Origin of the sequence: Sphingomonas sp. Root720, assembly GCF_001428605.1 — a bacterium.
Lineage (GTDB): Bacteria > Pseudomonadota > Alphaproteobacteria > Sphingomonadales > Sphingomonadaceae > Rhizorhabdus.
In genome coordinates this window covers 154577-175508 of sequence record NZ_LMID01000014.1, presented here as the reverse complement: position 1 = coordinate 175508, position 20932 = coordinate 154577, and the positions used below count along the sequence as shown (strand labels likewise).

Sequence of the window (20932 nt, the reverse complement as noted above, 5' to 3'; positions counted from 1 at the left end):
GCCAGCCGAGCCCGTCCCAAGGCAGATTGCGATGGAGAGATGGCAGGGCCCGGCTGGCGCGTCAGGAGCCGGTTTTCAGAAACGGTGAGCCCTCGACGCCGGATGTTCCGCCGCCCTCGGTCAGAGCGCTGATGTCCGCATCCTCGATCGTCGGCGTTTGCCACCGGCTCAGGCGCGCGCGCTCGGCCGACTCCGCCGCGATCGAAGGAACGCTATTTTCGCTAGCGAGGCCCATAACGCTTACTCCAGACATGGTTTTCCGCCGGCGAATCGTATCGAAAACGGTTTCGTGGATCAATACCGCCCGGTCCGCCCCGGAAACCCGTGGTTCCGTTCATCGCGGATCCGCCCCGCCCGCTCGGCCGACCGGACGCGCACCCCGGGCGGGACGCGGGAGACCCGTTAGGAGCCGACCTTGAGAAACGCCGGTCCTTCGACGCCGGATGTTCCGGTGCCCTCGGTCAGAGCGCTGATGTCGGCATCCTCGATCGACGGCGTCTGCCACCGGCTTCGGGGCGTGTGCTCGGCAGCGATGGAAGGAACGGTATTTTCGCTGTCGAGACCCATAACTATTACTCCGGACTTGATATTTTGTCGGCATACCATATCCGCATTGGTTTCGCGGATCAACGCCCGCCCGCCCGACGGGGAAGCGCCTCCGCGGGGGTTCGGGCAATATCGCGACCGCAATATCACGACCGTTGCCAATCCGACCTGCGGCTTGCAAGGGGCTCCGATGATCCAGGATATGCATCGCTTCCCCCATCGCTATCGCCTGTCCGGTCTGAAGGTCGCGTCGCAGGTCCCGCTGCCGATGCGCCCGCTCGCCGGCGAGGCGGAGACGTTCGAGGCCGAGGTGACCATCGCCGTCGACGATGTGCCCGAACGACTGGAACAGCTTAGCCATCAGGGCCCGAACTGGTCGCTCGATGCGAGGCATTTCCTGCTCGACCTGCCCGAGATCGGCCGTTTCATGGCGTCGGACGGACATCGGCTGACGATCTGCCCGGCGCCGGGGATGGCGTTGGACGATATCCTGGTTTTCGCCACCGGAACCATGATGTCGGCGATATTGTACCAGCGCGGCGCTTTGCTTCTGCACGCTTCGGCCGTCGTTCGCGACGGCCGCGGCTTCATCTTCTGCGGCCCCAGCGGCGCGGGGAAATCCACCTTGTCGGGCGCGTTGTCGCAGGCGGGCTGTACCTTCCTGTCGGACGATCTCTGTTCGATCCGCGACGCGGACGACGGAAGCCCGACGATCGAGGCCGACGGACGGACATTGCGTCTCTTCCAGGATAGTATCGACCGGCTCGGCCTGGCGGGCGCCGTCGGAGCGAGGGTGCGCGCCCAGGTCGAAAAATATCATGTGGCCGCTGCGTCGGGCGAGGAAAGCGTCACGTCCGCCCCCCTGGGTGCGATCTACATGCTGGCCGATGCCAATGCGGCATACCCGCCCGGGATCGTCGAATTGGCGCCCCTGGCCGCGGCGCAGGCGCTGCTCCGCCAATGTTATCGGAGGCGGGTCGCCCTGGCCTATGCCGGTGGGGCGCTTGCGGCACGGACGGCAAGGCTCCTGTCGCACGTCAAGGTCTACCATCTGCGCCGGCCACGGGATCTCGCGCAGCTCGACGACACGGTCGATGCGCTGATCGCCCATTGGTCCCGGCCATAGAGAGGCGGCGACCTTGGCTTGGCTTCCTCCCGGTCTGGTCTGGCTCGCGTCCTACCCGAAGTCGGGCAACACGTGGATGCGGGTTCTGCTGGCGAACCTTCTCGCCGGCGCCGACCGGCCGCGCGACATCAACAACCTGTCCGCGGAGGAATCGCTCGTCGGCCGCTGGCGGTTTTGCGACGACATGCTGGTCGACCCGGATCTGCTGGATGCGGGCGAACTGGCCCGGTTGCGCCGGGCGCAGCACGACTTCGTCGCAAGCCGGCTGACCGCGCCCTTCATTTGCAAGACGCATGATCGGTTCGACGGCTCGGTCCTCGGCGGCGGGGCCCGGCGGTCGCTCTATCTGATACGCGATCCGCGAGACGTCGCCATTTCGCTGTCCCATCATTCCAGCATCCCGCTCGACCATGCGATCGGGCAGATGACCGACGCGGCCTGCCACGCGGACGGGCCTATGCAGCTTCGCTACCCGCTGGGCGACTGGGCGGGCCATGTGGAGGGGTGGTCGGGGCAGGATGCGGGCAGCACCCGGGTCGTGCGATACGAGGATCTGCGACACCATACGGCCGCGACGCTTTCGAGCGTCATCGTCTTTCTCGGTGGCGAGGCGACCGATGCCGAAATCCGGCGCGCGGTTGCGCACTCCGCATTGGAGGAACTGCAACGCCAGGAAGCTGCGCGCGGCTTTCGCGAGAGCCGCCCTGGCCAGGATCGCTTCTTTCGCAGCGGGCGCGTGGGGGAATGGCGGGACGTCATGACGCCAGCGCAGGTCGAGGCGTTGGAAGAGCGCTTCTTGCCCGTCATGAAGCGCTGGGGCTACGGTCCGTCGCGATGATGGTCGTCGCGGCGTGGCCGCGATGGTGAAAACAGCGAAAAGGTCGATCGAAGGAAATGGTGGGAAAGATGTTTCGACGCTCGGATTCGGCTTTCGGCGCGCCGATCGACGACACCGTGCTGCTGCTCAACGCGGAGGCGGGGCAATATCATGCCCTGAACCCGGTCGCCGCGCGCATATGGCAGATGCTCGCGGAGCCGGTCAGCGAGGAGGGCCTGGTCGACCGGCTCCAGACGGAATTCGATGTGACGCCGGAGCAATGCCGGCGTGAAGTGCAGGAGTTTCTGGCCCAGTTGCACGCCCGCGGCCTGTTGCAGACCGAGTGACCCGATGCGCCTGATCTGCGGCATCCTGCGGCTCGACGGCAGCACGGCGTCGGACATCGAGTTGAACGCGATGGCCGCGGCGATGACCGCTCCGGGCCTCTCTCCCCATGTCGCCACAAGGCTGGATGGACCGATGGGTCTTGCCGTCCTCGATTTCACCGGGGCGGCGACGAAACCTGTCCAACTGGGCGAATGGATCGTCGCTGCGGACATGCGACTGGACCGCCCTGTCGGCGCCGACGAGGCGATCTTCGTGGACGCGCTCCAGCAGGGCGGACCCGACTTCCCCGACAGCGTCGATGGCGACTTCGCCGTCGCCTTGTGGCAGCGCGACACGGCGACGCTGTGGTTGGGCCGTGACTTCATCGGCGCCAGGCCGCTGGCGTCGACCTGCCGTCCGGGCAAATGGTTCGCCTTCGCCAGCCTGCCCAAGGGGCTGCACGGGGCCGACCTCGCGCCGGCCACCGTCGATCGGGTGGCACAGGGCGTCCGGCTGCGGCAATCCTTCTTCCGCGGGAGCGACAGCGGATTCGCGGAGATCGCCTATCTGCCGGCGGGCCACAGCCTCCGGATTCGGCCGGGCGACGCGTCGCCGCCCCCGCCGCACCGCGCCTACCGCCCGGATCCGGGGCGGGTCGGATGCTGGTCGGGTACGCAGGAGGAGGCGGCGGATGTCTTGCGCCGGTTGCTGCAGGACGCGGTGGCCAGTCGCATCCCCCGGGCGGGACCGGTCGCCTGCCATCTGAGCGGCGGCCTCGACAGTTCCGCCATCACCGTGCTGGCGGCGCGCGAAGGCCGGCGGCGGGGCCAGCCCGTGCTGGCGCTCAGCATGACGACCGAGCAACCGCTCGGACCCGCCGACCTCGACGAACGCCCGCTCATCGCGGCGGTGCTGGCCCAGGAGCCGGATGTCGCGCATTTCGTCGCGCATGACGGTCTTCGCATGCCCGGCGAGGCGGAAGATCCCGACTGGCCGGGAAGCCTGGTCGACGGATATGACGACAGGATGATGGCGCGGGCGGCGGCTTTCGGCGCCGGCCGCCTGCTCAGCGGTGTCGGCGGCGATGAGGGGGCAACCTACAATGGCGCCAACCTCTATGTTCGGCTGTTGCGGCAGGGAAATCTGCGCACCTTGATGCGCGAACTGCGCGCGCGCGCTCGACGCGAAGAAATGCCGCTGGCGAAGGCCCTTCGCGACCGGCTGATCCTTCCGCTTCTGCCGCGCATCGTCCGCGACCGCCTGGTCCGGCGGACCTCCGCGATGCATCCGACGACGGGCATACCGCGCTATCTCCACCCCGACATGCGGGAAAAGGTGCTGGAGCGGAGCATGCCGCCGATCCTCCAGGCGAACACCCCACATGAGCGCACGACGGCGTTCGCCGATCACCACATCCCCTCGCGATGCGCCTATTACGCGATCATGGGGGCGCGCCACGGCGTGGCGGTCAGCTTTCCCCTGCTCGATCGCCGCGTCGTCGATTTCATGCTGTCGCTGCCCGTCCGCATGTTCCTGTCGGACGGCTATGGCCGGCAGCCGTTTCGCCGCGCGATGCGGGGGATCCTTCCCGACAGGGTGCGGCTGGCCCGGAACAAGGTCGGGTTGTTCGACGAGAGATTCCTTGGCTACGCGCTTCGCAAGGCCGACCTTTTAGCGCGCGCCGGGGAGCTTCGTACCGCTTCCCCGGAAGCCGCGGCGATGTTCGATCTCGACGCCATAGCCGCCGGCCTCGCGCTGTTGCCCGATGCCGAAGCGATTGCGCGGTCCCCCTCGGCACGGGAAGCGCTCGCCGAGGGCGTCCCCCCCTGGCTGCCGCTGATGGCGGTCGAATGCCTGATCGCCGCCACCCGGCTCCACGCCCCGCCCGGTGCCCGCCCCGGATAGGCGCGCCGAAGGCAGGCAGCACGGCGGCGCACCTGACGCTGCCCGCCGCATCGATCGGCTGAAACGTGCGGGGTGGAACGATTCCTTTCACCTCCCCCCGTCGTTCCTGCGCGTTCGGGCCAAGCTTTGGCAGATGAACGATGATAGCCGCCGCCCCAGCCTGCCGGTCATTCGAGTGCCGCGTGCGGCCAACCGATGGCAACCGCGCCGCCGGGCCCGCTGCCAGCCGCCTCCGGCAGCTAGGCGCATGGGCTGCTGATCGCTGAGGACGGTCCGCCAAGTACAAGCCCGTATCCGCTCATTTCCGGACATCGCGGCCGCGTCTGCATTCTGCCGACACATCGGACGATTTCGCATTCGACAAGATTAGCCTGGAGTATTAATCCTGCCGCGATAGTGGGGTGTAGGATGAATATTCGCGTCAGCACCATAGGATTGTGGTCGGTGTTCAGATTTGGATACCTTGCATCCCTATGTATCTTTCTGCCGATATCGACGGTGTTCGGCATAAGCGCGCTATTTGGAGGCAAAGGCGTCTACAGTAATGGACAGCCGATCTACGGGATCGGAGCTTTGCTGCTCGCGATTTTGCTCGGTTTTGTTTTTCCCTTGTTCGGTGCGGCGATTTTGTGGCTCGGGACGGCAGTCCTTCGTTTAGCGGAAGATCGGGCGCCGCTTTTGCAGATCAAATCCGAAGACTGAGCGTGTCGGTACGCGCGGCATATTGGCTCGATTGGCTACGGTATCGCTTCTGGGGAAGTGGACTGGGCCCCATGATTCTGCTGCTGCTCGTCGTGGCCTTGGTAATGGCCTTTTTCCTCGAAAGCGATGTTGAGCGCCAAAATCGGAAAGGCGTTCCGGTGGTTGCGACCATCACGGAAATCGGATTTGGCGTGTCGAAGTATCGCCCTGGCGTCATGGCCGGGGTCGTGGCGCAGGACGAAAAAGGCGCAATTGGCACAGAATCCGTCGAAGCCGCTTTTGTCACGGGTTGCAAGGTAGGTGATAGAATCAAGGCCAGGCGCGCTGGTGCAGAGCTTATTCTAGAGCCAATGCCCTGCCGGTAGCTGCCCCTGCCGCGGCCCGGGGACTTCGGACGGAACCGAGGCGGCGGCTGTTCGCTTAGGCGCGAATGCGCTTCTTTGCACCGCCCACCGCTGCTGGAACAAGCGCGTTGCGTATCCAGCTATGCTATCTGTGGCGTCATCGACGGCTCGCCCGTCTCGACCAGCCGCGGTTGCTCACGGAATGGATCCAGCATCGCAAGCTCCATGACCGCGATCCCCGGTTGCCGCTCATGGCGGACAAGGTGCTGGTGAAGGCAGAGGTGGCGAAATTGCTTGGCGAGCGGTGGGTGGTGCCCATCCTGTGGCGCGGAGCAACGCTCCCGACGATACCGGCCTGGCCTTTCCCCTATGTGGTCAAGTCGCGTCATGGCTCGCAACAGGTGCAGATCGTCCGGAACGATGCCGACCATCGCCTTGCCGTGAAACGATCGCGGGCGTGGACGAAACAATGTTACGGAGCCTGGCTCGACGAGTGGCTCTACGGCTCGATCCCGCGCGGGATATTGGTTGAGACCTATATCGGAACTGGCGAGGCCCTGCCGGTCGACTACAAGCTGTTCGTCTTCGGCGGGGAGGTCCGGTTCGTCCAGGTCCATCTGGACCGCGCCGGCAACCATCGCTGGATCGTCTTCGACCGGGGATGGAAGCGGGTGTCGCCGGCTAGTCCGGATCCGGATCCGCCGGCACCGGCGACGCTGCCGCAGATGATCGCGGCGGCAGAATGCCTCGGGGCCGGGTTTCCCTTCGTGCGCGCGGACTTTTACGAGGTCGACCGCCAACCGATGTTCGGCGAGCTTACCTTCTACCCGGGGTCCGGCCTCGAGAAAGTAGAGCCGCTGCGGCTGGATCTCCAGATGGGCATGCTTTGGGCCGCGGCATCGGCGGCCGACTGGACGGAAGCCGCCATCAGGCTGACGGCCTGAGCCCACGGCAGGCCGACCGGAGGCGATCGCACGACTGCACAGCGACCCGTTTGCGGCATTCGGCCGATGCGGTGTGTCACCCGAAACCCGATATTCGATCTGCGAAGGCTTCAGGCGCCGCTTCTCGCGGCGGGGGTGAAACTCTGGTTCGAATAGGGTGGGACGGTCGGTCGTTTCACGACATTGAAGCCAAAACTGGCTTCCTCGTGGCAGGCATTGCACCCCGCCGTCAGGCGGTCGAACGCCGCGACGAACCGGGTCCGGTCCCTTGTCTTGATGGCCGTGTCGATCTCGGCGATCGGCTCTCCCACGAATTGGGGGATCATCGTCGTCAGGGGCCGGGGAACGCTCTTGTGATGCGGATGATATCTGACCGCATCGTCAAATCCTTCCTTCAACTCGTCCAGTTCGTAAGCCGCCAGAGGCCAGTTGTTCGCCTGGCCAGCAAACCAGAGCTTGGCGTGGCGCATCTGGGTGAGCCCCATGATCTCTCCCAAGCCGATCACATAGGGTCCGGATGCATCGGCCTGCTGCTGGGGTGGCTTCTTCTCGTTCGAGCACCCCCCGATCAGAACGCTGGCGACCATTGTGAGAAGTCCTAGCCGCCCAAGCTGCTGTCGATCCATCGTTCGCTCCTGTCCGCTCTGCCTGATCCGGTAGGACGGCACGTGATCGAAGCTACCGCAGTGGTCGGCGGCCGTGATGTCGATGTCCGCTTTCCTCGCCGAGACCTTGATCGCGGACCGGCACCTGGCCACCCCCATGCGGCCTGACCTGCCTCTGGAGCACCGCCCGGCGGCACGCCTCGATCTCGCAGACCGCCGCCGCGCACGCCGTCCGGCCGGGCAACGCATCGCGTCCGCAACGACCGCGCATCTTGACCGCGCCGGACGGGTGGGGGACAAGCGGGCCATGCATTTTCTCAAGACCTTGTTCTGGGCGGCTCTGGCGGTGATCGCGGTGATCTTCTCGCTGCGGAACTGGGTTCCGGTGCCGATCAACCTGTGGGCGGGGCTGACCGCCGACGTGAAGCTGCCGGTGGTGCTGCTGCTCGGCGCCGTGGTCGGCTTCCTGCCGACCTACGCCGTCCACCGCACCAAATTGTGGCGGCTGCATCGCCGCATCGACAATCTCGAGCGCAATGCGCTAGGGGCGGCGTCGTCCGCGCCGCTGTCCGCACCCGCGGCGCCCGATATCGCCATCCCGCCGTCCACCGGAACCGTAGAATGACCCGCAGCCCCATCTATGTGGCGATCGACACGCCCGACATCGCCCGCGCCAGGGACATCGCCGCGCGCGTCCGCAACCATGTCGGCGGAATCAAGCTGGGGCTCGAATTCTTCTCCGCCCACGGCCAGGCCGGGGTGCGCGAGATGGCCGCGCTCGACCTGCCGGTCTTCCTCGACCTCAAGCTGCACGACATCCCCAACACCGTCGCCAAGGCGGTGCAGGCGCTCAACGGCCTGAAGCCGGCGATCCTCACCGTCCATGCGGCCGGCGGGCTCGCGATGATGGAGGATGCCAAGGCGGCGGCGCCGGTTGGCACCAAGGTGGTCGCGGTGACCGTCCTCACCAGCCTCGACGGCGACGATCTGCAGTCGATCGGCGTGGCGTCCGACGCGCATGCCCAGGTCGAGCGGCTCACCCTGCTCGCCCGACAGGCCGGGCTCGACGGCGTGGTCTGCTCGGGCAACGAGGTCAAGGCCGCCAAGAAGCTCTGGCCGCAGGGCTTCTTCGTCGTCCCCGGCATCCGTCCCGCCGGCGGCAACGGCCATGCCGACCAGAAGCGGGTCATGACCCCGCGCCAGGCGCTCGACCAGGGCGCGTCGATCCTCGTCATCGGCCGGCCGATCACCCAGGCCGAGGATCCGGACCTCGCCGCCCGCGCGATCGAGGCGACGCTCTGAGCGGCACCCCGGTCGACGAGACCGGCACGCTCCTGCGCGACGGCGGCGGCTTCGTCCTCAAGCGCGATCGCGGCGGGCATTACCGGCTCGAGCTCCAGCGCACCCCGGTCGACCTCGTCGAAAAGCGCGTGCGCGTCATCGGCCTGCTGACCGGAGCCGATCATGTCGAGGCGGACGGCGTCCAGCCCGCCTGACCGACCGCTACCCCGAAAAATCGAGCGGACTCATACTGTTGCGTCGCTCTAAACCTTTTTTTCTACCGTTTTGATAGATTTTCTTTCTTCTCTTCTCATTCAGTAGAGATAAACCCTTGGCAGATCGGTTCCCCGGGGCGGGGAGAGCGGGTGCCCACCCCGCTCTCCCCAAATGGGGCCGACGAAGCAGGTTTAAAAAGGGGACATCATGAAGAAACTGCTCCTCGCGAGCGCGGCGCTGGCCGCCCTCTCCTCTCCGCTCCATGCGCAGGCCGTGCCGCCCGCGGCCGACATCGCCGACGGGGCCGAGCTGGAATCGCCCCGCGCCAACAGCGAGATCATCGTCACCGCCCGCCGCCGCCAGGAAACCGCGCAGGAAGTGCCGCTGGCGATCTCGGTGGTCGGCGCCAACCAGATCGAGAGCACCGGCAATTTCAACATCCTGAAACTCCAGCAGCTGGCTCCGACGCTGCAGGTCTATTCGTCCAATCCGCGCAATACCTCGGTCAACATCCGCGGCCTCGGCGTTCCGTTCGGCCTGACCAGCGACGGCTTCGAGCAGGGCGTCGGCATCTATGTCGACGACGTCTATAATTCGCGCGTCGCCGCCGCGGTGTTCGATTTCCTCGACGTCGGCCAGGTCGAGGTTCTGCGCGGTCCGCAGGGCACGCTCTACGGCAAGAACACCACCGCCGGCGCGATCAACATCACCACCAACCAGCCGACCTTCGATTTCGAGGGCCGTGCGGAAGTGACCGCCGGCAACCTGAAGTTCAAGCAGGCCAAGGCCGCCGTGTCGGGCCCGCTGTCGGACAAGGTCGCGGTGCGCGTCGCCGGCGGCGTCACCTCGCGGCGCGGCACGCTCTACAACCCCCGGACCAACCAATATATCAACGAGCAGGACAATCTCGGCGTGCGCGGCACGCTGCTGTTCAAGCCGACCGACGATCTCAAGATCACCCTGTCGGGCGATTACAGCAAGCAGGACCCGCTCGGCTTCGGCACCACCTTCGTCCGCGTCGGCCGCACCCAGCGCGCGATCGGCCGGCAATATGACGCCCTGGTCGCCGCCGCCAACGCCGCCGGGCGCAACTATCAGGTGCCCAGCCGCAACCCCTATGACCGGCTGACCGATCTCGACTCCAGCCTCAACGCGGGCAACAAGATCGGCGGCGCGTCGCTCAAGGCGGTCTGGGATACCGATGCCGGCACCTTCACCTCGATCACCGCATGGCGTTTCTGGGACTGGAAGCCGGAAAACGACCGCGACTTCACGGGCCTGTCGATCGTCTCCAAGTCGCAGAACCCGTCGCAGCAGGATCAGTACAGCCAGGAATTCCGCTATAATTACGATGGCGAGAAAGTCGACTTCGTCGCCGGACTGTTCGGCTTCAAGCAGCGCATCGACACCCAGGGCACCGAATCGCAGGGCATCGACGCCAGCCGCTGGAGCCTGACCGGCGCCCAGGCGAACGATCCCAGCATCCTTAACGGGCTGACGGCCACCAACACCCAATATCTCAAGAGCACCAGCGCCGCGGCCTTCGCCCAGGCCGCCTGGAAGGTGACCGACCAGCTGACCATCCAGCCCGGCATCCGCCTGAACTACGATAAGAAGTCGGGCTTCTACGAACGCGTCGTCACCAATGGCGCAGGCGCGGTGATCAACTGCACGGTCCCGCCGGGCGGGCCCGCCCTGAGCGGAAATCTGGCGGCGCAGTGCGGCGTCTATCAGCCGCAGTCGACCAGCCCGTCGGTCAGCAAGTGGAACTTCAGCTATGATCTGAACGTGAACTATAAGTTCGCGCCTGGGATCCTCGGCTATGCCACCTATGCCAAGACCTTCAAGACGGTCGGCATCAACCAGAACGGCTTGCCGCTGACCAGCGCGAACGTGCCCGATCTGACCGCGAGCACGGTGAAGCCGGAATCGCTCCACCATTTCGAGGTCGGCATGAAGACCCAGTTCTGGGATCGCAAGGCGACCTTCAACGTCTCCGCCTTCCGCACCAACATCAGGAACTTCCAGGCCACGGTGAATGGCGGCCAGTTCGGCACGGTGCGCGGCTATCTCGCCAATGCCGACAAGGTCCGCTCGCAGGGCATCGAGACCGACTTCCGCATCAACCCGAGCGAGCGTTTCCTCGCTTATGTGAGCGGCGCCTACACGGACGCCAAGTACAAGAAGTTCACCAACGCACCCTGCCCGCCCGAACTGTCGGGCGGCACGCTCCAGCCGGCCAACGCTGCGCCCGATTATTCGCAGCCGGGCGTCCCGGGTGCGCTCAGCCCGCGCCAGTGCGACATCTCGGGTCAGCGCCTCCCCGGCGTCTCGCGCTGGTCCGCTTCCTTCGGGGCAGAGGCCAATGTCCCGGTCGAGCTGCTGGCGAACGAGGGCCAGGCCTATCTCGGCGTCGACGGCAATTACCGGTCGCATTGGAACTCGAACGCCTCGCCGTCGATCTACACCGAGGTGAAGGGCTATGTCGTGACCAACGTCCGCGCCGGTTTCCGCACCGATCGGTTCGACATCTTCGGCTGGGTCCGCAACGCCTTCGACAAGAAATATATCGATCTGCTGCAGGTCGCTCCGGGCAATGTCGGCCTGATCGCCGGCACCCTCGGCGACCAGCGCACCTGGGGTGCCACCGTCAAGGCGAAGTTCTGACAACGGCCGGCGGGCAAAAGACGCTTGCTTTCAATTCCCGGCCGGTGCCTCAGGGTGCCGGCCGGGACGTTTCGACGGAAGATCAGCCGCATGTTTTCCTTCTCGCTCCCCGAACTGACCTTCGCCCATCTCGAGGCGATCGCACCCTTCATCGGCGTCGGCTTCGTCGCCCAGCTCGTCGACGGCGCGCTGGGCATGGCGTTCGGCGTGATCACCAACACGCTGCTGGTCAGCGTCATCGGCCTCGCGCCCGCGCGTGCCTCGGCCAGCGTCCATCTGGTCGAGACCTTCACCACCGCCGCCTCGGCGATCAGCCACATCAGCCAGCGCAACGTCGACTGGAAGCTGTTCGCGCGGCTGGTCCTGCCCGGCATGCTCGGCGGCGTCCTCGGCGCCTATCTCCTCGCCAATATCGACGGATCGACCGCGCGCCCCTTCGTGATGACCTATCTGATCGGCATCGGCGTCTACCTGCTCTGGCGCTCGTGGCGGATGGACCATGGCGCCGAGCACCGGCCGGCCCGGGTCATCGCCCCGCTCGGCCTGGTCGGCGGCTTCCTCGACGCGGCGGGCGGTGGCGGCTGGGGGCCGGTCGTCACCTCCAACCTGCTGGTGCAGGGCACCGAGCCGCGCCGCACGATCGGCACGGTCAACACCGCCGAGTTCTTCCTGACCTCGACGATCTCGCTGACCTTCGTCCTGACGATGGGGCTGCAGGCCTTCACCATCGCCGCGGTCGGACTGATCATCGGCGGCCTGCTCGCCGCCCCGCTCGGCGCGCTGCTGGTCAAGCGCATCGCCGCGAAGCGCCTGCTGACGATGGTCGGCACGGTGCTGGTGGCGACGAGCCTGTTCAGCCTGTGGAAGGCGCTCGGCTAGAGCGGTTTCGAGGCGGATGGAAACGTCTGCCGGCTCGGAATCGCGATGGAATAATAAGCTAGAGCGGCCGATCTGATGCAATCAGATCGTGAACCGCTCTGGGGCGATTTCCAGAGGCCGTTGCCTTTCGGGCATTGCCGCAATAGGCGGGCGCATGTCTGTCCGCTCCGAAACCCGCCTGGGCATCGTCATGGGCGTCGCTGCCTATACGATCTGGGGCCTGCTGCCGCTGTTCATCCGCGCGCTGCAGGCACTGCCCGTCGCGGACATATTGGCGCACCGGGTGATCTGGTCGCTGGCGATCCTGCTGGTGCTCGCCACGCTCGTCGGGCGCTGGGCGGCGATCCGCGCCACGATCCGCACCCCGCGCCTGCTGCTCGCGCTCGGCGCCTCGACCCTGCTGATCGCCACCAACTGGGCGATCTACGTCTACAGCGTCAACGGCGGCCACACGCTGCAGGCGAGCCTCGGCTATTTCATCAACCCGCTGGTCAACGTCGCGCTCGGGGTGCTCTTCCTGCGCGAGCGGCTGGGCCGGATGGAGGTCGCGGCGATCCTGCTCGCCGCCGCCGGGGTCGCCGCGCTGGCGATCCAGCAGGGCGGCATCCCGCTGATCCCGCTCGGCCTGGCGCTGAGCTTCGGCCTCTACGGGCTGGTGCGCAAGGTGATCGGGCTGGGCCCGGTCGAGGGGCTGCTGATCGAGACCGGCCTGCTCTTCCCGCTCGCGATCGGCTGGCTGGCGCTCATGCCGGGGGCGATGGCGCGGCCCGACAGCCCGCCGCTGTGGATGCTCGTCGCGAGCGGCTTCGTCACCACCATCCCGATGCTGCTGTTCGCCGGCGCGGCCAACCGGATGCGCTATTCCGAGCTGGGCCTGCTCCAATATATCGGCCCGACCCTGCAGCTGCTGATCGCGGTCGCGGTGTTCGGGGAGCCGATGCTGCCGATCCACCTGCTCGCCTTCGCGCTGATCTGGTCGGGGCTCGCCGTCTACGTCCTCGCCACCTGGCACCGTGGCCGGGTGACCCCGGCGCTGCCCGAATAGCGCTCAGCCCGCGGCCGGCCGCCCGCGCACCAGATCGGCATAGTCCGCCCGGATCCGGCGCGTCAGCTCGCCGATCTCGAACGACCACGGCCCCGCCGAACCGACCGGCACGATCTCGGCGGCCGATCCGGTCAGGAAGCACTGCTCGAACCCCTCCAGCTCCTCGGGCCAGATCGCGCGCTCGACGACCTCGATCCCGCGCCGCCGCGCCAGCCCGATCACCGTCTGGCGGGTGATGCCGTCGAGGAAGCAGTCGGGCGTCGGGGTGTGGAGCACGCCGTCCTTGACGAAGAAGGCGTTGGCGGCGGTCGCCTCGGCCACCTGCCCGCGATGGTCGAACATCAGCGCATCGTCGAAGCCGCGCCCCTCGGCGTGATGCTTGGACATCGTCGCGATCATGTAGAGCCCTGCCGCCTTGGCCTGGACCGGCGCGCAGTGCGGCGGGGGCCGCCGCCACGGCGCGATGTCGAGCCGAAGCCCGGCCGCGCCCGGATCGAAATAGCTGCCCCACGCCCAGCAGGCGATCGCCATGTGCGGCCGGGTCCGCAGCGCCGACACCCCCATCTGCTCCGATCCGCGCCACGCGATCGGCCGCACATAGGCGTCGGTCAGCCCGTTGGCCGCCAGCGTCGCGATGCAGGCGGCGTCGATCGCCTCGACCGACCAGGGCAGGTCGAAGCCCAGCATATGCGCGCTCTCCCGCAGCCGCCGGCTGTGCTGGCCCAGCGCGAAGATCGTGCCGTCATAGGCGCGCATCCCCTCGAACACCGACGAGGCATAATGGAGGCCGTGGGTGAGGACATGGACGTTGGCCTGCCGCCACGGGACGAGCGCGCCGTCGAGCCAGATGAAGCCGTCCCGATCGTCGAAGGTCATTTCCTCAGCCATATTTCCGCTTCCACGCACGATAATGTCGTTGCTTCGCCGTAGAAGTGATGGCAAATTACGTCAATATGGCTGTCCCAAATTCTCCCCCCAAAACTCCCCCCAAGTCTCCCGAGGCGTTTCGCGCCGCGTCGCCGCTGTTCCTGCGCGAGCCCGAAATCCGCCGCGGGGTCGAGCTGCTCTATTTCGGCTACAGCCACCTGCTGCGCGGCATCGACGAGGGGCTGGCACAGCAGGGCCTCGGCCGCGCGCATCACCGGTCGCTCTACTTCATCGCCCGCAACCCCGACATCACCGTCAGCGAACTGCTGCGCATCCTCGGCGTCACCAAGCAGTCGCTCGGCCGCGTCCTCAACGAGCTGGCCGAGCGCGGCCTGATCGAGACGCGGATGGGCCGCGAGGACCGGCGCCAGCGGCTGCTCCGCGTCACCGATGCGGGCGCCGCGCTCGAAGCCTCGCTGTTCGAGGCCCTTCGCGAACGCCTGTCGGGCGCCTATGCCCAGGCCGGGCAGAATGCGGTGACCGGCTTCTGGTCGGTGCTGGAGGGGCTGGTGCCCCCCGACGAGAAGCCGCGCATGCCGCACGCGCGCAAGCAGGGATGATCCGATGACGACGGCCTTTGATTTCTCCGCCCGCGCGATCGACGGCGCCGAGGTGCCGCTCGAACGCTATCGCGGCAAGGTGATGCTGATCGTCAACACCGCCAGCAAATGCGGCTTCACCCCGCAATATGAGGGGCTGGAGCGGCTGCACGAGCAGCTCGCCGACCGGGGCCTCGTCATCCTCGGCTTCCCCTGCAACCAGTTCGGCGCGCAGGAGCCGGGCGACGAGGCGGAGATCGACGCCTTCTGCCGCACCAGCTACGACGTCCGCTTCCCGATGTTCGCGAAGGTCGAGGTCAACGGCCCCCACGCCCACCCGCTCTACGGCTGGCTGAAGAGCAACGCCCGCGGCATCCTCGGCACCGAGGGGATCAAGTGGAACTTCACCAAATTCCTGATCGACCGCGACGGCCAGGTCTTCAGCCGCTACGCGCCGACGACCAGGCCCGAGGCGATACGCGGCGAGATCGAGGAGCTGCTGGAGGGCGCATGAGGGCTACAGCCCGGGCGCCCTCCCCGCCGCTCAATCGGGCGGCAGCGGCTCCTCGCTCTCCCCCTCTCCCTCCTCGGGGAAATAGCCCCCCCCGCGCTCGGCCTTGCGCCGGCGCAGCTCGTCCAGCCGGATGCGGCGCTTCTCGCGCGCCTCCTGCGCCGCGATCATCGCGGCCTCGTCGCGCGCCTCGTCCGGGCCCGCCGCGCTGTCGCCGCGCAGGAAGCCCGGCAATATCCCGTCGATGAACCGCCCGATCGGCGATCCCTCCTGCTCCTGGTCCAGCGCCTCGGCCGCCTCCAGCTCGGCCAGCTCGCGCTCCTCGGCCTGCACCCGCATCTGCTCCTGGCGCTGCTCGATCGCCGCCATCAGGGTCGGCGGCAGGTCGAGGTCGCCCGCCTTCAGCCTGGCCGACCCCATGAACCGGGCCCAGATCGCCGCGGGCAGGCTGCCACCCGTCACCCCGCGCATAGGCGTGTCGTCGTCATTGCCGACCCACACGCCCGTCACCAGCCCGCCCGCGAAGCCGACGAACAGCGCGTCGCGGTGGTTCTGCGTCGTCCCCGTCTTGCCGAAGGTCGGAATGCCCAGCGCCGCGCCGCGCCCCGTGCCCTGGTTGGCCGCGCTCCACAGCAGGTCCAGCATCATCTCGCGCACATGCGGGTTCATCGGCTCCCCGCGCTCGGGCATCGCCTGCGCCAGCCCGCTCGCCTTCACCGGATAGCGCCCGTTCGCGATCGCCGCATAGGCCGAGGTCAGCTCGATCAGCGTCATCCCCGACGTGCCCAGCGCCATCGACGGGCCGGAGGCGATCGGCGCCGTGATGCCCAACTGCCGGGCGGTGTCGGCCACCTTGCGCCGCCCCACCCGCTCGGCGATCCGCACCGCGGCGACGTTGCTCGAATAGGTGAAGGCGCTGCGCAGCGTCGTCGGCCCGCCATAGCTGCCGTAATTTTTCGGGCTCCAGCCGTCGATCGTCAGCGGCCCGTTGTCGACCAGCGTGTCGGGCGTCTCGCCATTCTCCAGCGCGGTCAGGTACACCGCCAGCTTGAAGGCCGATCCCGGCTGCCGCTGCGCCTGCGTCGCGCGGTTGTACGGGCTTGCCTTGTAGCTGCGCCCGCCGATCATCGCGACGACCTGCCCGTCGGGGCGCATCGCCACCAGCGCCGCCTGCGTCGCATGCACCCCGTCGCCATAACCCTCCAGCACCGACGTCAGCGCCTTGATCGCCGCCTGCTGCAGGTCGCGGTCCAGCGTCGTGGTGACGGTCAGCTGCCCGCCCTCCCGGCCGGTCCCCGCCCGCGCGGCCGCCTCTTCCGCCTGCGGCGCGACCCAGTCGACGAAATAGGTGCCCGCCGGCAGCTCGTCGGGCGCCACGCGCGGCACCGCCAGCCGCGCGGCTTCGGCTTCCGGGGGGGAGATCATCTTCTCCTCGGCCATCGCCGCGATCACCAGCCGGGAGCGCGCCTGCGCATCTTTAAGGTTCACCGTCGGGTTGAGCCGGCTCGGCGCCTTGACCATCCCCGCCAGCATCGCCGCCTCGCCGATGCTCAGCCGCTCGGGCGTCTTCTGGAAATAATGCCGCGCGGCGGCGCGCAGGCCATAGGCGCCGTCGCCGAAATAGATCGTCGACAGATAGCGCGACAGGATCTCGTCCTTGGTCAGCCAGGCGTCGAGCCACAGCGCCAGCACCGCCTCCTGCACCTTGCGCCCGATCTTGCGGTCGGACGACAGGAAGGCCGTCTTGGCGAGCTGCTGGGTGATCGTGGAGCCGCCCTGCACCGTCTCGCCCGCGCGGACATTGTGCCACAGCGCGCGCGCCAAGCCGCGCGGATCGATGCCCAGATGCTCGGCGAAGCGCCGGTCCTCGATCGCGATGAACGCCCCGCGCACATGCAGCGGCAGGTCGGCCGCATCGACCGGCGCCTCCCCCGCCCCCCGCCGCGCGATCGGCGTGCCGTCGGCGGCGAGATAGACGAAGCTCGGCTTGCGCGGCGGCTCCATCGCCCCCCATGGCGGCGCGACCCAGGTCGCCCACAGGATAGCGACGAGGATCAGGCCGAGAAAGGCGACGCCGGACCATTTGCCGAACGAGCGCCAGGACGGGCGGCGAAGCCGGCTGGGGCGGGCGGCGCCGTCCGCAACGGGCATGCTCCGCGAACGCCACGCGGCCAGAAGCCGCTCCATTTTCATTCTCAGGCTTTCGATCACCTATGTCGAACCCATAACGACGGAATGCTTCCCGCGCTTTGAGAAGCGCTCATAGGTCGATCGGACCGAAGGGGCAAAGCCACTATCGCCCAAAATGGTCGAGACGCCGCTGTTTCCCGACCGACGTCGGACGCCGGGAGGCGGCCGCCGTTTCCACTTGCCACGCGCCCACCGGAACCAAGTGCCCCAGCCGCTCGTCTGCTGTCCGGAACCGAAACAGGGAGAGATATCATGGGTTGGATCATCGCACTCATCGTCGGCGGCATCGCAGGCTGGCTCGCCAGCATCGTCATGGGCCGCAACGCCACCATGGGGATTTTCTGGAACATCGTCGTCGGCTGCATCGGCTCGCTGATCGGCAACGCCCTGTCCGGCCCGCTCTTCGGCGTGCGCGGCAGCGTCCAGAGCTTCTCGCTCACCGGCCTGCTGATCGCCTTCGTCGGCGCGGTCGTGCTGCTGGCCGTGCTCAACCTGATCCAGCGCAAGAGCGTGCGCTGATCGGGGCGGCTGCGGCCGTAGCTGGACGGGCGTGGGCGCGGCGGCGGGGGCAAGCGGTCCACGCGCCCGGGCCGCGCTTGGTCAGGCGGCGATCTGCGCCAGCGGAAGCGTGATCCGCACGATCAGGCCGTCGGGCCGCCAGTCATGCTCCAGCGTCCCGTGAAATTGACGGGTGATCGTCTTCTGCAGGAGCGAGCCGCCGAAGCCGCTGGCCGCGGGCGCGGTCACGACCGGCCCCCCGCGCTCCGTCCAGGTCACGGCCAGCGTGGCTTCGTCCTTTTCCCAGCGCACCGCGACGCTGCCCCCGGGGGCCGACAGCGCTCCATATTTGGCCGCGTTGGTCGCCAGTTCGTGGAAGGTCAGCGCGATCCCGTTGATCGAGCGATCACCGCATTTGACCGTGGGGCCATCGATCTCGATGGATGCAGGACCGTCGCTGTGCGGCTTGAGGACGGCTTCCAGCACCGAGCGGAAATCGGATTTGCGCGGCGCCCGTCCCAGTTCGTTCAGATGCCGGCTGACGAGCGAGTGCGCCGAGGCCAGCGCATGCAGGCGGCCCGAAAGCGCGTCTGCCATCTCCTGCTTGCTGGCTTCGCCGCGCGCGCTCGCGCGGATCATGCCGTCGGCGACCGCGAAGAGATTCTTGACGCGGTGGTTCATCTCCATCGCCAGCAGCGACTGTTCCTCGAGCGCGACCGAGAGCGCGCGCTCCGACGAGATCATCCGCAGGGCCATGCCCGCGAACGCCGCCAGCTCGGCCAGCGACCGGGCATGGCCGTTGTGGAAATGGCCCGCGACATCGGACACGACCCATAGCGTTCCCAGCGGCTCGTCGCCCGCGAAGAGCGGCACCAGCAACACCTCGGGAAGGATGATCCGCTCGTCGGAGATCCAGTCATAGGCGCGTTCGGAATGCACCGCGAGGACGGGCGCCCTGCGGTCGAGGACGACGCCGCAAGGGCTGAAGTCGCGGGGTGTGGTGGCGTCCTCGAACGCCGCCAGCGATCCGTGGAGATGCCGCCAACGGAACCGGCCGGCGCCGGGCTCGAACAGGCTGAACCCGGCCGACACGCCGCCGCCGATCTCCATCGCCAGTTCGACGAATCGCGGCAGGACGGCTTCGGGCTCGTCGACCATGCGCGCGGCCAGATCGAGGATCGCGGCCTTGTCCCTCGCGGAATCCGTAACGGGAATGGGCCGGCGGTTCAGTTCCCCTTCGGGATAGACGGCGTCGGCCAAATCGGCGCGGACTCGCGGGATCGTGATCATCGGGAACCGGGCTATCACGATCGCTCCCGAACCACCAACGCCGCCTGTTTCGCGAGGCGGACTTTCGCAGGGTCGCCGGTCTGGCGGCCGTCAGCCGCTGGATGGCGCCTTACCCGGCAGCCCGTTCCGGGTCGACCTAGCGGACTGCATCAGCCGCCGCATCGATCTTCCCGCGCGCCCGGGCCTCGTCATTTTGCAACCGCGCGCGAAAGTCCTTCAGCCGGACCTCCATGGCATCATGCCGTTGCTTCAACAGCGCCTGGGCGGTGCGATCGAATGGCACCGGCTGGCCCCGAACCGCCCGAGCGGACAGGTCGTTGCTCAGCCGGACCTTTTCGCTGCTGATGATGTTGCTGACGCAGACCGCGGCGCTGCTGATGGCGTTTGAGGTTTGCACGGCATTGCCTGCGATGGCGTTGCTCTGGCGTATGGCGTTCGACGCCTGGCGATTGGATTCGCGCACCCGCTCGAACGTTCGGTCATAATCGGCGCGGCTGTCGACGTTGACGAAAGTGCCGCCCCCCGCGTCGGAAACGGCCTTCAGCGCCGCGGCTTCGCCCGAAGGCAGGCCGAAGCCGATGATATTGACGATCGCGCGGGTTTGGCCGCCATTGATCCGCCGCGCGGCCGCCACCGGATCGCCGCCGCAGGTCTCCTCCCCGTCCGATACGACATAGATGATCTGTTCGCCCGGCGTGGACGAGCGGGCGAGCAGCGCCTCCGCCCGTGCCAGGCCGGCGGCAAGCGGCGTCCAACCCACCGCCCGGACCCCGGAGACCGCGGCAACGAGCCGCGCCCGATCGCTCGACATGGGGGCAAGCAGGTCGACGCCCGCGCAGGACCTGGCCTTGCCCGCCGCTCCATTGTCCCCCTGCTGCCCGAAGACGATCAACGAGGCCTCGACCGTCGACGGCAACCCGTCGACGAAGCGCGTGGCGGCCTCGCGCGCGAGATCGAGCTTGGTCTGTCCGCCGATCCTGCCCGCCATGGAGCCGGAGCCGTCGATCGCTATGACGACGCGTACAGGCAGGACGCGGGGGCCGATGTCGTCGCCCGCCCGCCCTTCCAGCGTCGGCCGGTCCAGCCCGACGTCGGCGAAGCAGCGATCCGGATTGTCGGAGATGAACGGACCGATATAGGCGCGCGCATGTTCGACGTCATCCGCGCTCCCGGCGCTCAGCGCCGTCGGCGCGTCGTCCCGAGCGTCGCTCTTGGGACCGCCGCATCCGCAGACGACCAGCGCCAGCAAAGCGGAAGCGCAGCGACGGGTGATATCCATTGTGCGAACCTGACGTCCTGACCGCGGGTCCGCCAAAATGCCGCGCCGGGCCTGGCGGATCAAGCCGGTTAGGAGGTGCGGGGAAACGCGATCCTCAATCCGGGACACTATATCAATGTATCGACCTACGCCCTCGGACCGCGCCCGGCCGGCGCAAGCGGTCGATGTGTCGCCCTTTCCCGACGCGCGATCCAGTCTTCCCTGGAGAAGACGATCGATGCTCCGGTCGATCCGTTGCTGGGCGACGAGGTCACCAGCAGCCACTGACGAATCTGGCGGGCGCAGCCATCCGGC

General features: G+C 67.6%; 23 protein-coding genes. 16 read left to right on the top strand and 7 right to left on the bottom strand.

Features of this window, described 5'->3' with window-relative positions:
- Nucleotides 1–61 precede the first annotated feature (61 nt).
- Entirely contained in the window at nt 62–298 is a 237-nt protein-coding gene (locus ASE22_RS26965; RefSeq protein WP_156397245.1) for a hypothetical protein, read from the bottom strand.
- Nucleotides 299–402: 104 nt separating this feature from the next.
- Nucleotides 403–567 (bottom strand): hypothetical protein, encoded by a 165-nt coding sequence (locus tag ASE22_RS26960; RefSeq protein ID WP_156397246.1) that lies wholly within the window; start codon nt 565–567, stop codon nt 403–405.
- A gap of 169 nt (nt 568–736) precedes the next feature.
- On the opposite strand from ASE22_RS26960, the gene ASE22_RS21600 reads away from it, so the two are divergent.
- The 7 genes from ASE22_RS21600 to ASE22_RS21570 all read left to right on the top strand — a co-directional run bounded on the left by ASE22_RS21600 (nt 737) and on the right by ASE22_RS21570 (nt 6711).
- On the top strand, nt 737–1672 hold the full coding sequence (locus tag ASE22_RS21600) for a hypothetical protein (RefSeq protein WP_156397247.1): 936 nt from the start codon (nt 737–739) through the stop codon (nt 1670–1672).
- Between the two features lie 13 nt (nt 1673–1685).
- Entirely contained in the window at nt 1686–2510 is an 825-nt protein-coding gene (locus ASE22_RS21595) for a sulfotransferase domain-containing protein (RefSeq protein ID WP_056364463.1), read from the top strand.
- A gap of 68 nt (nt 2511–2578) precedes the next feature.
- On the top strand, nt 2579–2836 hold the full coding sequence (locus ASE22_RS21590; protein WP_162248232.1) for an HPr-rel-A system PqqD family peptide chaperone: 258 nt from the start codon (nt 2579–2581) through the stop codon (nt 2834–2836).
- Nucleotides 2837–2840: 4 nt separating this feature from the next.
- Nucleotides 2841–4721 carry an asparagine synthase-related protein gene (locus ASE22_RS21585; protein WP_056364460.1) on the top strand — a complete coding sequence of 627 codons (1881 nt, stop codon included), beginning with the start codon at nt 2841–2843 and terminating at the stop codon, nt 4719–4721.
- 408 nt (nt 4722–5129) lie between these two features.
- Nucleotides 5130–5423, top strand: coding sequence for a hypothetical protein (locus tag ASE22_RS21580; protein WP_056364459.1), 294 nt, complete (start codon nt 5130–5132; stop codon nt 5421–5423).
- Nucleotides 5424–5494: 71 nt separating this feature from the next.
- Entirely contained in the window at nt 5495–5788 is a 294-nt protein-coding gene (locus ASE22_RS21575) for a hypothetical protein (protein WP_056364457.1), read from the top strand.
- Nucleotides 5789–5895: 107 nt separating this feature from the next.
- Nucleotides 5896–6711 (top strand): ATP-grasp fold amidoligase family protein, encoded by an 816-nt coding sequence (locus tag ASE22_RS21570; protein WP_235536392.1) that lies wholly within the window; start codon nt 5896–5898, stop codon nt 6709–6711.
- A 110-nt stretch (nt 6712–6821) separates the two neighbouring features.
- Here ASE22_RS21570 and ASE22_RS21565 read toward each other — a convergent pair whose 3' ends face one another.
- Nucleotides 6822–7337 carry a hypothetical protein gene (locus ASE22_RS21565; protein WP_156397248.1) on the bottom strand — a complete coding sequence of 172 codons (516 nt, stop codon included), beginning with the start codon at nt 7335–7337 and terminating at the stop codon, nt 6822–6824.
- 82 nt (nt 7338–7419) lie between these two features.
- Between ASE22_RS21565 and ASE22_RS27775 the strand changes: the two genes are divergently transcribed.
- The 6 genes from ASE22_RS27775 (at nt 7420) to rarD (ending at nt 13404) form a co-directional block, all read left to right on the top strand.
- Complete coding sequence (locus tag ASE22_RS27775; RefSeq protein ID WP_235538189.1) at nt 7420–7941, top strand: LapA family protein; 522 nt, start codon at nt 7420–7422, stop codon at nt 7939–7941.
- Nucleotides 7938–8618, top strand: a complete 681-nt coding sequence (gene pyrF / locus ASE22_RS21555; protein WP_056364453.1) for an orotidine-5'-phosphate decarboxylase — start codon at nt 7938–7940, stop codon at nt 8616–8618. The genes ASE22_RS27775 and pyrF overlap by 4 nt, the downstream gene beginning before the upstream one ends.
- Nucleotides 8615–8812, top strand: coding sequence for a DUF5818 domain-containing protein (locus ASE22_RS27770; protein ID WP_082545556.1), 198 nt, complete (start codon nt 8615–8617; stop codon nt 8810–8812). Before pyrF ends, ASE22_RS27770 begins: the two co-directional genes overlap by 4 nt.
- Nucleotides 8813–9020: 208 nt before the next feature.
- The gene (locus ASE22_RS21550; protein ID WP_056364452.1) at nt 9021–11480 is read left to right on the top strand and encodes a TonB-dependent receptor; all 2460 of its coding nucleotides are present in this window, start codon (nt 9021–9023) and stop codon (nt 11478–11480) included.
- Between the two features lie 90 nt (nt 11481–11570).
- Nucleotides 11571–12359, top strand: coding sequence for a sulfite exporter TauE/SafE family protein (locus ASE22_RS21545; RefSeq protein WP_056364451.1), 789 nt, complete (start codon nt 11571–11573; stop codon nt 12357–12359).
- Nucleotides 12360–12513: 154 nt separating this feature from the next.
- On the top strand, nt 12514–13404 hold the full coding sequence (rarD, locus tag ASE22_RS21540) for an EamA family transporter RarD (RefSeq protein ID WP_056364449.1): 891 nt from the start codon (nt 12514–12516) through the stop codon (nt 13402–13404).
- A 3-nt stretch (nt 13405–13407) separates the two neighbouring features.
- Here the strand turns inward: rarD and ASE22_RS21535 are convergent, their stop codons facing one another.
- Nucleotides 13408–14292: a branched-chain amino acid aminotransferase gene (locus ASE22_RS21535; RefSeq protein ID WP_056364448.1), complete on the bottom strand. Its 885-nt coding sequence runs from the start codon at nt 14290–14292 to the stop codon at nt 13408–13410.
- Between the two features lie 65 nt (nt 14293–14357).
- On the opposite strand from ASE22_RS21535, the gene ASE22_RS21530 reads away from it, so the two are divergent.
- Nucleotides 14358–14891, top strand: a complete 534-nt coding sequence (locus ASE22_RS21530) for a MarR family winged helix-turn-helix transcriptional regulator (RefSeq protein ID WP_056364710.1) — start codon at nt 14358–14360, stop codon at nt 14889–14891.
- A 4-nt stretch (nt 14892–14895) separates the two neighbouring features.
- On the top strand, nt 14896–15384 hold the full coding sequence (locus ASE22_RS21525; protein ID WP_056364446.1) for a glutathione peroxidase: 489 nt from the start codon (nt 14896–14898) through the stop codon (nt 15382–15384).
- A gap of 30 nt (nt 15385–15414) precedes the next feature.
- Here ASE22_RS21525 and ASE22_RS21520 read toward each other — a convergent pair whose 3' ends face one another.
- Complete coding sequence (locus ASE22_RS21520; protein ID WP_082545557.1) at nt 15415–17532, bottom strand: transglycosylase domain-containing protein; 2118 nt, start codon at nt 17530–17532, stop codon at nt 15415–15417.
- A 291-nt stretch (nt 17533–17823) separates the two neighbouring features.
- Here ASE22_RS21520 and ASE22_RS21515 point away from each other — a divergent pair, with 291 nt between their 5' ends.
- Nucleotides 17824–18090, top strand: a complete 267-nt coding sequence (locus ASE22_RS21515; RefSeq protein WP_056364442.1) for a GlsB/YeaQ/YmgE family stress response membrane protein — start codon at nt 17824–17826, stop codon at nt 18088–18090.
- Nucleotides 18091–18171: 81 nt separating this feature from the next.
- Here ASE22_RS21515 and ASE22_RS21510 read toward each other — a convergent pair whose 3' ends face one another.
- Complete coding sequence (locus tag ASE22_RS21510) at nt 18172–19377, bottom strand: sensor histidine kinase (RefSeq protein WP_200933191.1); 1206 nt, start codon at nt 19375–19377, stop codon at nt 18172–18174.
- A gap of 118 nt (nt 19378–19495) precedes the next feature.
- Nucleotides 19496–20638 carry a vWA domain-containing protein gene (locus ASE22_RS21505; protein WP_162248233.1) on the bottom strand — a complete coding sequence of 381 codons (1143 nt, stop codon included), beginning with the start codon at nt 20636–20638 and terminating at the stop codon, nt 19496–19498.
- Between the last annotated feature and the right edge of the window lie 294 nt (nt 20639–20932).

What these genes read in the sequence shown, in the direction of transcription:
- ASE22_RS26960 (WP_156397246.1), bottom strand. Translation starts at nt 567, where the DNA reads ATGGGTCTCGACAGCGAAAATACCGTTCCTTCCATCGCTGCCGAGCAC.
- ASE22_RS21600 (WP_156397247.1), top strand. Translation starts at nt 737, where the DNA reads ATGATCCAGGATATGCATCGCTTCCCCCATCGCTATCGCCTGTCCGGT.
- ASE22_RS21590 (WP_162248232.1), top strand. Translation starts at nt 2,579, where the DNA reads ATGTTTCGACGCTCGGATTCGGCTTTCGGCGCGCCGATCGACGACACC.
- ASE22_RS21585 (WP_056364460.1), top strand. Translation starts at nt 2,841, where the DNA reads ATGCGCCTGATCTGCGGCATCCTGCGGCTCGACGGCAGCACGGCGTCG.
- ASE22_RS21580 (WP_056364459.1), top strand. Translation starts at nt 5,130, where the DNA reads ATGAATATTCGCGTCAGCACCATAGGATTGTGGTCGGTGTTCAGATTT.
- ASE22_RS21575 (WP_056364457.1), top strand. Translation starts at nt 5,495, where the DNA reads ATGATTCTGCTGCTGCTCGTCGTGGCCTTGGTAATGGCCTTTTTCCTC.
- ASE22_RS21565 (WP_156397248.1), bottom strand. Translation starts at nt 7,337, where the DNA reads ATGGATCGACAGCAGCTTGGGCGGCTAGGACTTCTCACAATGGTCGCC.
- ASE22_RS27775 (WP_235538189.1), top strand. Translation starts at nt 7,420, where the DNA reads ATGTCCGCTTTCCTCGCCGAGACCTTGATCGCGGACCGGCACCTGGCC.
- pyrF (WP_056364453.1), top strand. Translation starts at nt 7,938, where the DNA reads ATGACCCGCAGCCCCATCTATGTGGCGATCGACACGCCCGACATCGCC.
- ASE22_RS21550 (WP_056364452.1), top strand. Translation starts at nt 9,021, where the DNA reads ATGAAGAAACTGCTCCTCGCGAGCGCGGCGCTGGCCGCCCTCTCCTCT.
- ASE22_RS21545 (WP_056364451.1), top strand. Translation starts at nt 11,571, where the DNA reads ATGTTTTCCTTCTCGCTCCCCGAACTGACCTTCGCCCATCTCGAGGCG.
- rarD (WP_056364449.1), top strand. Translation starts at nt 12,514, where the DNA reads ATGTCTGTCCGCTCCGAAACCCGCCTGGGCATCGTCATGGGCGTCGCT.
- ASE22_RS21535 (WP_056364448.1), bottom strand. Translation starts at nt 14,292, where the DNA reads ATGGCTGAGGAAATGACCTTCGACGATCGGGACGGCTTCATCTGGCTC.
- ASE22_RS21530 (WP_056364710.1), top strand. Translation starts at nt 14,358, where the DNA reads ATGGCTGTCCCAAATTCTCCCCCCAAAACTCCCCCCAAGTCTCCCGAG.
- ASE22_RS21525 (WP_056364446.1), top strand. Translation starts at nt 14,896, where the DNA reads ATGACGACGGCCTTTGATTTCTCCGCCCGCGCGATCGACGGCGCCGAG.
- ASE22_RS21520 (WP_082545557.1), bottom strand. Translation starts at nt 17,532, where the DNA reads ATGCCCGTTGCGGACGGCGCCGCCCGCCCCAGCCGGCTTCGCCGCCCG.
- ASE22_RS21515 (WP_056364442.1), top strand. Translation starts at nt 17,824, where the DNA reads ATGGGTTGGATCATCGCACTCATCGTCGGCGGCATCGCAGGCTGGCTC.
- ASE22_RS21505 (WP_162248233.1), bottom strand. Translation starts at nt 20,638, where the DNA reads ATGGATATCACCCGTCGCTGCGCTTCCGCTTTGCTGGCGCTGGTCGTC.